The sequence below is a fragment of the Hyalangium gracile genome (assembly GCF_020103725.1).
In the GTDB taxonomy this organism is placed as follows: domain Bacteria; phylum Myxococcota; class Myxococcia; order Myxococcales; family Myxococcaceae; genus Hyalangium; species Hyalangium gracile.
In genome coordinates, this window is the sequence record NZ_JAHXBG010000011.1 from 270,605 (window position 1) to 282,988 (window position 12,384).

11 protein-coding genes are annotated in these 12,384 nt (G+C 68.8%); 10 read left to right on the top strand and 1 reads right to left on the bottom strand.

Features of this window, described 5'->3' with window-relative positions:
* Positions 1-6: 6 nt before the first annotated feature.
* The 7 genes from KY572_RS23785 to KY572_RS23815 all read left to right on the top strand — a co-directional run bounded on the left by KY572_RS23785 (position 7) and on the right by KY572_RS23815 (position 7,969).
* Positions 7-861 carry a tetratricopeptide repeat protein gene (locus KY572_RS23785; RefSeq protein ID WP_263451952.1) on the top strand — a complete coding sequence of 285 codons (855 nt, stop codon included), beginning with the start codon at positions 7-9 and terminating at the stop codon, positions 859-861.
* A gap of 22 nt (positions 862-883) precedes the next feature.
* The gene (locus KY572_RS23790; RefSeq protein ID WP_224245238.1) at positions 884-2,107 is read left to right on the top strand and encodes a LysM peptidoglycan-binding domain-containing protein; all 1,224 of its coding nucleotides are present in this window, start codon (positions 884-886) and stop codon (positions 2,105-2,107) included.
* A gap of 140 nt (positions 2,108-2,247) precedes the next feature.
* A complete protein-coding gene (locus KY572_RS23795; protein ID WP_224245239.1) occupies positions 2,248-3,369 on the top strand; it encodes a DNA-processing protein DprA in 1,122 nt (373 codons plus the stop codon).
* Between the two features lie 12 nt (positions 3,370-3,381).
* A complete protein-coding gene (gene topA / locus KY572_RS23800) occupies positions 3,382-5,931 on the top strand; it encodes a type I DNA topoisomerase (RefSeq protein ID WP_224245240.1) in 2,550 nt (849 codons plus the stop codon).
* Positions 5,932-6,086: 155 nt separating this feature from the next.
* Positions 6,087-6,821, top strand: coding sequence for a MotA/TolQ/ExbB proton channel family protein (locus KY572_RS23805; protein WP_224245241.1), 735 nt, complete (start codon positions 6,087-6,089; stop codon positions 6,819-6,821).
* A 30-nt stretch (positions 6,822-6,851) separates the two neighbouring features.
* Entirely contained in the window at positions 6,852-7,373 is a 522-nt protein-coding gene (locus KY572_RS23810) for an ExbD/TolR family protein (protein WP_224245242.1), read from the top strand.
* A 65-nt stretch (positions 7,374-7,438) separates the two neighbouring features.
* A complete protein-coding gene (locus KY572_RS23815; RefSeq protein WP_263451953.1) occupies positions 7,439-7,969 on the top strand; it encodes an ExbD/TolR family protein in 531 nt (176 codons plus the stop codon).
* A gap of 58 nt (positions 7,970-8,027) precedes the next feature.
* Here the strand turns inward: KY572_RS23815 and KY572_RS23820 are convergent, their stop codons facing one another.
* A complete protein-coding gene (locus KY572_RS23820; RefSeq protein WP_224245244.1) occupies positions 8,028-8,414 on the bottom strand; it encodes a TraR/DksA family transcriptional regulator in 387 nt (128 codons plus the stop codon).
* Positions 8,415-8,677: 263 nt separating this feature from the next.
* Here KY572_RS23820 and trmFO point away from each other — a divergent pair, with 263 nt between their 5' ends.
* The 3 genes from trmFO (at position 8,678) to KY572_RS23835 (ending at position 12,371) form a co-directional block, all read left to right on the top strand.
* The gene (gene trmFO, locus KY572_RS23825; protein ID WP_224245245.1) at positions 8,678-10,027 is read left to right on the top strand and encodes a methylenetetrahydrofolate--tRNA-(uracil(54)-C(5))-methyltransferase (FADH(2)-oxidizing) TrmFO; all 1,350 of its coding nucleotides are present in this window, start codon (positions 8,678-8,680) and stop codon (positions 10,025-10,027) included.
* Positions 10,028-11,638 carry a TolB-like translocation protein gene (locus tag KY572_RS23830; RefSeq protein ID WP_224245246.1) on the top strand — a complete coding sequence of 537 codons (1,611 nt, stop codon included), beginning with the start codon at positions 10,028-10,030 and terminating at the stop codon, positions 11,636-11,638. It begins immediately after the preceding gene.
* A gap of 205 nt (positions 11,639-11,843) precedes the next feature.
* Positions 11,844-12,371 (top strand): DcrB-related protein, encoded by a 528-nt coding sequence (locus KY572_RS23835; RefSeq protein ID WP_224245247.1) that lies wholly within the window; start codon positions 11,844-11,846, stop codon positions 12,369-12,371.
* The last annotated feature ends 13 nt before the right edge of the window (positions 12,372-12,384 follow it).

Here is a 12,384-nt window from a genome sequence, read left to right on the forward strand (position 1 = left end):
CCCGTGCTGGAGCGTCTCTTCCTCATCCGACGGCTGCTTGCCGTCGCGCCACTGTGCGCGCTCGTCGCGTGCGCCACTGACTCCGCCTCCAAGGCGGACATGGACGCGCTGCGGGGAGAGCTGCGCGCCATGCGCGAGCAGCAGGCCCGCACCAACGAGCGGCTCGAGCGGCTGGAGCGCAGCACCTCCGTGCTCCGGGCCCGGCCCGCTCCGGCTCCGGCCGCCGCGACCGAGAAGGCCACCGACAAGGCGGGCGACAAGGCCTCCGCGCCCCAGACGGCGGCGCCCGCCCCCAAGGTCGCCGTGCCGGAGCTCACCGTGGTGAAGCTCAAGCCGAAGGGCGAGCCCGCGCCGCCGCTGCCCACCCGCGTGGCCGTGGTGGAGCCGGACTCCGAGCAGGTGGAGATGTTCGTCAGCAGCTCGCCCGAGTCCTCCTCCTCGCCCGCCAGCGCGCCCGAGCCGGTGCTCGCCCCGGCCAGCAGCGCGGCGCTCGACTCCGAGTTCGAGCAGGCGGTGTCCGCGCTGCGCACCGGCAGCGTGGAGCAGGGCGTGGGGCGCCTGCAGACCTTCGCCGAGCAGAACCCCCGGCACCCGCGCGCGGACAACGCGCTCTACTTCGCGGGGCTGGGCATGATCGGCCTGAACGACAACGAGGGCGCCTCGGCCGTCTTCCAGCGCCTGATCGAGACCTATCCCGCGGGGGATGCCGTGCTCGACGGCATGCTCCGGCTGGCCGAGTGCCGGCTCAAGCTGAACCAGCGCGAGGATGCTCGCGCGCTCTACACCCGTGTCATCACCCAGTTCCCGGGGACAGCCGCCGCGACCCAGGCGGAGCAGCGGCTCGCGTCCCTCTCGCCGTAGAAGCCCGAAAGGAAGTCGCCCGATGCGTTCCCGGATCCTGTCAGCATTCCTCGTGGCCATCTCCCTCGCGCCGGCCTGGTCGGCGCGCGCCCAGGACCAGGAGCAGCCCGAGGAGGAGGCCGAGGGCTCAGAGACGGAAGGCGCCGAGGTCGCCGAGGAGCAGCCCCAGGCGGGCGGCACCCAGATGGGGCCGCGCATCGAGGGGGCTCGCGAGACGGCGCCCGGCGAGGTGCACACCGTCGTTCGGGGCGACACGCTGTGGGACCTGTCCCAGCAGTACCTGGGCAGCCCCTGGTACTGGCCCAAGGTCTGGTCCTACAACCCGGAGATCGCCAACCCGCACTGGATCTACCCGGGCAACCGGGTGCGCTTCTTCCCCGCGGGCGAGGAGGTACCCTCGCGCGTGGAGACGGGCACTCCGCCCGGTTCCATGGTGGTGGATGAGGGCGAGGTGCAGGCCGCCACGGAGCTGGGGCCCGCCAGCGGCGAGAGCCTGGTGTCCGTCTCCGGCGTGCTCACCTATCAGGCCAGCGCCGCCCCCCTGGTGGCCACGCGCGGCTTCGTCACCGCCAAGGAGGTGGATGAGGCCGGCAAGGTCGACAGCTCCTTCGCCGAGCGGGACATGATGACCTACCCGGACACCGTCTACCTGCGCTTCAAGCGGAAGATCGACGCGAAGGTGGGGGACCGCTACCTCGTCTACCGCACCGACTCCGAGGTGAAGCACCCGGTCACCAACAAGAAGGTGGGCTACCTCACCGACCTGGTGGGCACCGTGCGCGTGCTGAGCGTGGGGGACAAGTTCGTCACCGCGCAGATCGCCGAGAGCTGGGACGGCATGATGCGCGGCGATCTGGTGGGCCCCTACGGTGAGCGGCTGATGGACCGCGTCGCCACCAAGCCCAACACCAAGGCGCTCAAGGGTCATGTCGTCACGGCCCTGCTGCCCTTCCTCACCTTCACCGGCGAGCACCACTTCCTGGTCGTGGACCGCGGCAGCGCCGACGGCGTGGAGGTGGGCAACACCTTCTCCGTCGTCCGCAAGGGCAACCCCATCGGGCACCTGTTCGCCGAGCAGGATCCGCAGAAGACCAACGCCCTGCCGGACGAGGTGATCGGCATCTGCCTCGTCTCCGAGGTGAAGGAGCGCACCTCCAACTGCCTGCTCACCACGTCGCTGCGCGAGATCAACCCGGGCGACCGGGTGGAGATGCGCGTGGGTACTGCACCCACCGCCAGCCGCTGATGTCGGTGTAGTACCTGCCTTTCGCGATACCACTCCGGGAATGGCCGCTTGACCGCTGCCAGTCCGGTGTTTATGTGTCGCGCCCCCTACCGTCGGGCCCATCATCTATATAGGTGGGCTTTGGACGGGAGGGGTCGGGTATGGCGGGCACCTTTGCACACACATTGACACCGGAGCAGCGCGCGACGCTGGCACTCTGGGCGGTTCCTGGCCTGGGGCCGAGAACGCTGGAGGCCCTGCGTGCGTTCACCCGGGGCTCGCTCGCCTCCCTGGTGGGCAGCCCGGTGAGGGAGTGGCTGGCCGAGGCCCCGCTTCCTACGCCGGTGCGTCGGCGCCTGGCGCCGGTGGCGCAGCTGGGCCCGGTGGCGGATCGGCTCGTGGAGCGGTGCCAGGCTGGGGGCATGGAGGTGGCGTTCGCGGGTGAGCACGCCTTCCCCGAGCGCCTGGCCGCCACGCCGGACGCGCCTCCGGTCCTCTTCTATCAAGGGCACGTGGGGGCGCCGCGGCGCCGGGTGGCCATGGTGGGCAGCCGCCATCCGGACCAGGGCTTCCTGCCCTTCGCTCGGGCCTTCGCGCGGCAGGTGGCGGAGGGGGGCGTGGGCGTGGTGTCCGGCGCGGCCATGGGCGTGGACAGGGCCTGTCACTACGGAGCGCTGGATGCGGGCGGGGAGACGTGGGCCTTCCTGGGCTCCGCGCTGGATGCGCTGGATCCGCCGCAAGCCCGCATGCTCCCTGAGTTCCTCGAGCGGGGAGGGGTGTACTTCAGCGAGCTGCCGCCGGGCGTCCGGGCAAGCCGCACCACCTTCCCCCGGCGAAACCGTCTCATCGCTGGCGCGTCGGATGCGGTGTTGGTGCTCCGGGCGGGGAGGACCTCCGGGGCGCTGTACACGGCGGAGGACGGGCTGGCGCTGGGGCGCCCGGTGCTCGCCATGCCGGGGGATGTGCGCAACGAGGCCGCCGAGGGCTGCAACCGGCTGATCCGCGAGCGCAAGGCGCATGCGTGCCTCGAGGTGAAGGACGTCTGGGACTTCGTGGGGGCCCGGCCGGTGCTGGCGGTGCCTCCGGGAGCGGGAGACGCCTGGAGGGCGCTCTCGGCGGAAGCCCGGGGGGCCTACCAGGTGTTGGATCGGGTCCCCCGGACATTTGATGAGGTGCTGGAGGGCTGCCAGCTCCCGCCCGCCACGCTCACGAGCGCGTTGGTGGAGCTGGAGATGTCAGGGCTGGTGGTCCAGCACCCGGGCAAGGTTTACGAGAAGGTCTGAGCAGGAGAGGTCATGGCCACGCGGAAGAAGAAGGAAGCAGAGACGACGGAGGCCGAGGAGACGACCCCCAAGAAGGCGGCGAAGCGTCCCGCGGCCAAGAAGGCCACTGCCAAGAAGGCGTCCGCGAAGAAGAAGACGGCCGCCAAGGGCAAGGGCAAGGGCAAGGCCGCCCTGGCCACCGTGGAGGTGGATGCGGGCGACGCCGAGGCCGAGGAGGAGTCCACTCCGCGCGGCAAGGGGCCGCACTACCTGGTGGTGGTGGAGTCTCCCGCCAAGGCGAAGACGATCAAGAAGTACCTGGGCACCGGCTACACCGTGAAGGCGTCCGTGGGTCACATCAAGGATCTGCCCAAGAGCAAGATGGGCGTCGATGTGGAGCACGACTTCCAGCCCGAGTACCACGTCATCAAGGGCAAGGAGAAGGTCCTCAACGAGCTGAAGAAGGTCGCCAAGAACGTCGACCGCGTCTTCCTGGCCACCGACCCCGATCGCGAGGGCGAGGCCATCGCCTGGCACATCAAGGAGGAGCTGGGCCACAAGGACGCCCAGCGGGTGCTCTTCAACGAGATCACCAAGAAGGCCATCCAGGAGGCCATCGCCCAGCCGCGCCAGCTCAACCAGGACAACTACGACTCGCAGCAGACGCGGCGCATCCTCGACCGGCTCGTCGGCTACCAAATCTCGCCGCTGCTCTGGAAGAAGATCCGCCGGGGCCTGTCCGCCGGCCGCGTGCAGTCGGTGGCGGTGCGGCTGATCTGCGAGCGCGAGGAGGCCATCAAGGCTTTCGTGCCCCAGGAGTACTGGACGCTGGACGCGCTGCTCGAGGGCCCCGCCGGCCCGCCGCCCTTCAAGGCCAAGCTGTCCAAGGTGGACGGCAAGAAGGTGGAGCTCAAGGACCGCGAGACGACGCAGGGCCTGGTGGGCGAGCTGCAGGGCGCCGACTTCGTCGTCTCCAAGGTGGACCGCAAGGAGCGGCGCCGCAACGCGCCCGCGCCCTTCATCACCTCCAAGCTGCAGCAGGAGGCGGCCAACCGCCTGTCCTTCACCGCGAAGAAGACGATGACGCTGGCCCAGCGCCTCTACGAGGGCGTGCCCCTGGGCGAGGAGGGCCAGACGGCGCTCATCACGTACATGCGTACGGACTCCACCCGTCTGTCGGATGACGCGGTGAAGCAGGTGCGCGAGTTCATCTCCACCAAGTACGGCACGGAGTCGCTGCCGGAAGAGCCGGTGGTGTACCGCAGCCGCAAGAGCGCCCAGGACGCGCACGAGGCCATCCGCCCCGTCTCGCTGGAGTACCCGCCCGAGCGCGTGCGCCCCTTCTTCGAGCAGATGGGCGAGGAGGACATGTACCGGCTCTACGAGCTGATCTGGAACCGCTTCGTGGCGTGCCAGATGAAGCCGGCCGTGTACGATCAGACGAGCGCGGACATCTCCGCGGGCCGGGCCACGTTCCGGGCCTCGGGCTCCACGCTGAAGTTCCCGGGCTACCTGGCCGTGTACGGCGCCGGGCTCACCCCGGAGGAGGAGGCCGAGAAGGAGAAGGCCAAGGCCGCCGGTGAGGACGGCGCCGAGGACGCCGTGGGCGAGCTGCCCGTGCTCAACGACGGGGACAAGGTGCGCCTGCAGAAGCTGCTGGACGAGCAGCACTTCACCCAGCCGCCCCCGCGCTTCTCCGAAGCCACCCTGGTGAAGGAGCTCGAGGAGCAGGGCATCGGCCGTCCGTCCACGTACGCCGCCATTCTGTCCACCATCCAGGACAAGAAGTACGTGGAGAAGCTGGAGGGCCGCTTCCGCCCGACGGACCTGGGGCAGATGACCAACGAGATGTTGGTGAAGCACTTCCCCAAGGAGATGGACGTCGCCTTCACCGCCAACCTCGAGGAGAAGCTGGATCAGATCTCCGAGGGCGGCGCCAACTGGAAGGCCGTGCTGTCGGACTTCTACGCGCCCTTCAAGGAGACGCTCGAGAAGGCCGAAGCGGAGATGCGCGACGTCAAGCGCGAGGAGATCAAGACCGACATCGCCTGCGAGAAGTGCGGCAACGTCATGGTCATCAAGTTCGGGAAGATGGGGCACTTCCTCGCCTGCTCGAACTACCCCGAGTGCAAGAACACCAAGGACTTCAAGCGCGACGCCGAGGGCAAGATCGTCATCGTGGAGGAGGAGACCACGGACGAGAAGTGCGAGAACTGCGGCAAGCCCATGGTCATCAAGCGGGGCCGCTTCGGACGCTTCCTCGCCTGCTCTGGCTACCCGGACTGCAAGACGTCCAAGCCCATCTCCATCGGGGTCAACTGCCCGGACTGCAAGCAGGGCTACCTCACCGAGCGCCGCAGTGGCCGCGGGAAGATCTTCTTCGGCTGCAACCGCTACCCGGACTGCAAGTTCGCCGCCTGGGACAGGCCGCTGGCCGAGGCGTGCCCGCAGTGCCAGTCGCCGTACCTGCTCCAGAAGTTCTCCAAGCGGGACGGGGCGTTCGTGGCCTGCCCCAACAAGGAGTGCGGCTACCGCCGGGAGATCCAGCAGCCGGGCGAGGTCAGCGCCCCCTCGGCTGCCTGAAACCCTCAAGGATTCCGGGAGTGTAGCCAGTCCACGCCTTGACACGCCGAGCGGGCGCCCTCTAAGAAGGGGCAGCCCGCTCCCTGCGTGGGAGTCCGCCGCTCGTGCCTCGCACGGGTGTGCCGGCCCAGGGCGTTGAAAGGAATTGCAGCGCGATGATCCCCATGGTGAGCGAACTGCTGGACGGGGTGCTGCTGGCCACCACTCCGGCGGGCAAGCTGGGTCTGGTGGACTCCGTCGTGAAGTTCTTCAAGGACGGCGGCCCCTTCATGTTCGTGAACCTGTTCTGGTTCGCGTGCTCGCTCGCGGTGGCCATCGAGCGCTTCTACACGCTGATGTTCCGCTACAACCTGCCCGCTCCGCCCTTCATGGAGCAGATCACCAAGCTGGTGATGACGGGCAACGTGGACCGCGCGGTGAAGCTCTGCAACGCGGCGCCCAACGCCCCGCTGGCCAAGGTGATCCGCGCCGGCCTCACTCGCGCCAACCGCGGAGAGATTGAAGTCGCCAAGGCGGTGGAAGAGGCCATGGTGGAGAACACCCCGCACGTGGGCGCCCGCATCCCCTGGCTGTGGTCGCTGGCCAACATCGCCACGCTGGTCGGACTGGTGGGCACCATCTTCGGCCTCATCGGCACGTTCCAGGCGCTCGGCAACGTGCCCGCCGAGCAGAAGCAGACGCTGCTGTCCGACGGTATCTCCAAGGCCATGAACAACACCGCCTTCGCGCTGTCGATCGCGGTGCTGTGCATCGTGTTCCACCTGATCCTCACGTCCTACGCGAAGCACATGGTGGAGAGCGTGGAGCTCAACGGGCTCAAGCTGGAGAACCTGCTGTCGCGCCGCCACGCCACCGACACCCAGGTCGACGGCGAGTCCCGCGCCGCCTGAGCGGCGTGCCGCTGAGCCAGAGGGCCTCGCATGGCGTTCTACTACTCGCGCCGCAAGCTGAAGCCTCGTGAGGAGGAGGAGACGGGGGAGCTGAACATCGTCCCCTACCTCGACATCCTCATGAACCTCATCCTGTTCATGCTGCTGTCCATCACGGGCCTGGCCTCGTTCGGCATCCTGAACGTGACGGCGCCCAACTACGGCGGCCCCACCGCCGGCGCGCAGCAGGACAACCCGGAGACGCCCAAGCTCACGCTCAGCGTGCTCATCTCCAAGAAGGGCCACTTCATCAACAGCGAGAACGCCATCCTGGGCCAGGGCGGCAGCGAGCCCACCATCCCCACCAAGGCGGATGGCTCGTATGACTACGCGGCGCTCAACGCGAAGATGGTGGAGATCAAGCAGGCCTTCCCCGGCGAGACGAAGGTCATCATCGGCGCGGACTCGGACGTGCAGTACGAGGCGCTGATCGCGACGATGGACGCGTGCCGCGAGACGCAGGGCAAGGATCGCCACCTGCTGTTCCCGGACGTCACCCTGGGGGCGATGTGAGCTCGACGACCGAAGTCGAGCTGCCCGCCGTCATGACGCCCGAGGAGGAGGAGCGCGTCCAGCGGATGCGCTTCCGCAAGGCGCTGGCGCGCAAGAAGCGCAAGGAGCGCGAGGCGGCCGGCGAGATCAAGGAGCTGAACATCACCGCGATGATGGACATGATGACCATCCTCCTGGTGTTCCTGCTCAAGTCCTTCGCCTCGTCCTCGGCGGCCATCACCGCCTCGGATGACATCCGGCCGCCGGTGTCGTCCACCCGCGCCTCGCCCAAGGACACGGTGGCCGTCACCGTCACCCCCAGGAACATCCTGGTGGGCGAGAAGGAAGTGGTGCGGCTGGAGAACGGGCAGGTGCCCGCCGGCCAGCTCCAGGGGCGGCTGGTGGTGCCGCTCGACGCGGCGCTCAAGAAGGAAGTCGAGAAGCTGAAGTACATCGCCGAGCGCAACCCGGCGGCGCCCTTCAACCGGGAGCTGTCCGTCATCGGGGACAAGAAGGTCCCCTATGACTTGCTCCTCACCGTCCTCTACACCGCGGGCCAGAACGAGCTGGAGAACTACCGCTTCGTGGTGCTCAAGAAGGACGAGGGCGGGCAGTAGGCGGCAGGAGCGCCCGCCATGCTGGCTGGCTGGCTGGCGCTCCCCCGGGCCCCAGAGGCTAGAGCGTCGGCACGGCGTAGTGGCCGCCGCGCGTCTCCAGTTCGTGCCGGGTGGCGTCCTCCTCGCAGCGGATGGCGAAGGGGAGGGCCTCCAGGCGCTCGATGGGGATCTCGTAGCCGCAGTCCACGCAGTCGCCGAAGACGCCCGTGTCCATGCGACGCAGCGCGGCGTCGATGAGCATGATCTCCCGGCGCTGGGCCTCCATGAGGCTGGAGAGCGTGTAGTCGGCCAGCTCGGACTGGGCATTCTCCTCGTACTCGGGATCGCGCTCCTGAGCCTTCAGCGCGGCGAGCTCCCGGTGGGCGCCGGCGTTCGCATGGAGGATCTCCCGACGGCGACGCTGGAGGAGCTCCCGGATCTTCAGCAGTTCGTTGGGTCGACTCATGGCCTGACTGGCTCCATTGGATGTGGTACCGCGCTCGCCCGGACGGTGTGTCCGAACGACGAACGGGTGAAACCTAGGGGTCCTCCCGAGGTAGGGAAACCGGAGCCCCGTTGTGACGGCACAGGTGGGCCGGAGGGCAGGCAGCCAGGCTCCTTCGTGCAGACAACGGCTCGACTTCCGGCCCTTTTTCGGCGCTGGGAAGGGGCGGGCAGTCCTGCTAACTGTTTTCAGACGGGCGAGGTGCGCCCACGGGGAGTGAGTGAATGGCGGAAGCGAAGCCGCGCGTGACGGTGATTGGGGGAGGGCTGGCGGGCAGCGAGTGTGCCTGGCAGCTCGTTCGCAGAGGCATCCCGGTGACGCTGCGGGAGATGAAGCCGCACAAGCGCTCGCCCGCGCACAAGTCGGATCAGCTGGCGGAGCTGGTGTGCTCCAACTCGCTGCGCTCGGACAACCCGGAGAGCGCCATCGGGCTGCTGCATGCGGAGCTGCGAGCGCTGGGCTCGCTGATCCTCGGCAGCGCGGACACGCACCGGGTGCCGGCGGGGGACGCGCTGGCGGTGGACCGGGAGAAGTTCTCCGGCGCCATCACCCAGGCCGTGCGCGAGCACCCGCTGGTGGAGGTGGTGCACGGCGAGGTGGAGACGCTGCCGGAGGGGCTGGTGGTGGTGGCCACCGGGCCGCTCACCTCGGAGGCGCTCACGCGGGAGCTGGAGCGCCACGTGGGACAGAAGCTCTATTTCTACGACTCCATCGCCCCCATCCTCTCGGGGGACTCCATCGACATGAGCATCGCCTTCCGCCAGAGCCGCTACGGCAAGGGCGACGGGGACGACTACCTCAACCTGCCGATGTCGAAGGAGGAGTACTACCGCTTCATTGCCGAGGTGAAGGCGGGCCAGAAGCTCACGCCGCACGCTTTCGAGGAACCTAGATACTTCGAAGGCTGTCTGCCGATTGAGGTGATGGCCGAGCGCGGAGACGACACCCTGGCCTTCGGGCCGATGAAGCCGGTGGGGCTGATGGACCCCCGCACGGGGCAGGCCCCGTACGCGGTGGTGCAGCTGCGCATGGAGGACCGTGCGGGCACGTCGTGGAACATGGTGGGCTTCCAGACGCGGCTGACGTGGGGCGAGCAGAAGCGCATCTTCACCACCTGCATCCCGGGGCTGAAGGACGCGGAGTTCCTGCGCATGGGGCAGATCCACCGCAATACGTTCATCGACTCGCCGCGGCTGCTGGACAAGGACTTGTCCCTGAAGACGGAGCGGCGGCTCTTCTTCGCGGGGCAGATCACCGGGGTGGAGGGCTACGTGGAGTCCGCGGCGTGTGGGGCGCTGGTGGCGCTGGCGCTGAGCGCGCGGGTGGACGGGCGCGAGTTCGTCCCGCCGCCGGCCACCACGGCGCTGGGCTCGCTGTACCGGCACGTGACGGGAGAGGCGCATCCGCCGGACTACCCGCACCAGCCGTCCAACGTGATCTTCGGGCTGTTCCCGCCGCTGGCCGGGCGGGTGAAGAAGCAGGACAAGCGGGCGCGGTACTCGGCGCGGGCGCAGGAGGATCTCGCCGCGTGGCTGCCCACCGCCGTCCCGCAGTCCCTTCAGAGGAGCGCATAGATGCAGCTTCGCCGACTCGTCGTGATGGGAGCGCTAGTGGCGCTCTCGGTGGTGGGATGCAAGCGCGGTGACTCCGGAGGCGGAGGCGGAGGCGGCTCGGGAGGCAGCGGCGCGGCGAGCGGCAAGGGCGCGGTGGTGGGCGGGCTGGGCACGCTGCTGGCGCCCGGCATGGCGGCGGACCTGCGGGTGTCACCGGATGGCCAGTTCGCCACGTACCTGCTCGAGGCGAAGAAGCCGCGGCTGGACGGCGTGCCTCCGCAGATGCTGCTGGGCGAGCTGCACGTGGTGCCGGTGGTGGGGGGCTCCTCGCGCAAGGTGGGGGAGGGCGTCACCAACGTGCCGGGCGGGCAGCTCTTTTCGAAGGACGCGCACTACCTGTTCTTCCTCAACGGCTACAACCCGGCGAACCAGGCGGGCGCGCTGCACGTGCTGTCGCTCGCCGAGCCCACCGCCGAGCCGGTGAAGCTGGGCGAGCAGGTTTCCTACATGCTGCCGAGCCCGGACGGCAAGCTGCTGGCCTTCGTGGACGGCGGGGTGCTGAAGCTGGGCGCGCTGCCGGCCGGGCCCTTCCAGGACGTGGGCGGCGAGGTGTCCACCGTGCAGTTCACCCCGGACGGCAAGACGCTGTTCTTCCGGCGCCGGCTGGTGGCCGCCGGTGGGCTGGCCGCGGTGTCGGTGGACAAGCCCGCGGCGCCGCAGAAGCTGGGCGACTACGTGGGCGACTACGAGGTGGCCTCGGACGGCAAGCACATCGCGTGGCAGGTGCGCAGCGAGGCCGAGCGCGGCATGTACGATCTGCATGTCGCGGCCGTGGCGGACCTGAAGCCCCGGAAGGTGTCCACGGGGACGAAGATCTTCGGCTTCTCCAAGGACGGGAAGTGGCTGGCGCGCACGGAGAACGGCAAGCCGGAGCAGCTCGGAGACTTGTACGTGGGCCCGGCGGACGGCAGCCCCGGGCGCAAGGTGGGCGAGCGGGTGGAGGAGTTCGCCTTCTCCCCGGACTCGAAGGCCGTGGCCATGCTGGAGAAGTACGATGTGTCCGCGCGCGCGGGCCTGATGACGGTGGCGGCGCTGCCGGACGGGGCGCCCCAGCGCGTGGGAGATCGCGTCCCCAACTTCACCTGGGGCGCGGATGGCAGGTACGTGGCCTTCCTCTCGCGCTTCCTCAAGCCCATCTACTCGGTGGACCTGATGCTCTACCCGGTGGGCGCCGAGAAGGCCGAGAAGGTCCAGGCGGGCGTGTTCGGCTACGGCTTCACCCCGGGCAACGCGGAGGTCTACTTCCGCACCAACTGCATCCGAGAGGGCAGGGCCTGTGACTTCAAGGCGGTGGACCTGAACCAGGCTCGGGCCGAGCCGGCCACCTGGCTCCAGGGCATCTTCAGCTACAAGCTGGCCAGCGACGGCAAGCGGTTCCTCGTCACCTACGCCCGGATGGACTCGGACACGTACGACGTGGCCGTCTACGACACGAAGAGCAAGGCCCGGAAGACGCTCGACCAGCGGGTGCAGATCCCCGTGCACTTCGGGGGAGATGGGGACTCGCACGCCGTGTACCTCGTGACGCAGGGCGGCAAGCCCGGCGTGTACGCGGCTCCCGCGACACCGTGAGGAGTGACGCACCGCGCTATATAAGGATGCGCGGCCGTTGGAGCTGAAAGATTCCGCCTAAACGCGTTGATTCCGGAATCTGGAGGGATTTATCCGCCAATGTGATCTCGTAGGAAACTTAGGCGTACATGGTGCGATAATGTAATTGGAAGGCCGTCACGCAGTGTGGCGGCACACCCTGGCCCCTCACACCAAGGTCCCGACCATGAACTCGCGCACCATGAACCACGGCAACCTGCAGCTGTCGCTCCCGGACGGGTGGTCGGATGCGACGCGGATCGTGGCGTCGGGGCCGGTGGAGGATGGGTTCCGCAGCAGCCTGGCGTACACGACCGAGCCGCTGCGTCCGCGCGAGACGCCGCCGCAGTTCGCGCAGCGGATGCTGGGGGTGCTGAAGAGCTCCTCGGAGCAGTTCCAGCTGGTGGGCGAGCGCCCGGCCACGTTCGGGATCCTGGGCGGCTTCCTGCGCGAGTACACGCACATGGTCGGGGGCGTGAAGGTGGCGCAGCTTCAGTTCTACGTGGTGCGTGAGGGCGTGGTGCACATGTTCACGTTCACGCAGAAGGCCGAGCGCATGCAGGCCACCCGTCACGTGGCGGAGAAGCTGTTCGCCTCGGCGAGCCTGGGGGCGGCCCCGTCGGCGTCGGCTCCGGCGAGCGCGGGTGCTCCTCCGATGCGCGCCCGGCCGTCGCGGTACATCGAGCCGCGGCACATGCGCATCATCGCGGCCTGAGTCCCAAAGCTTG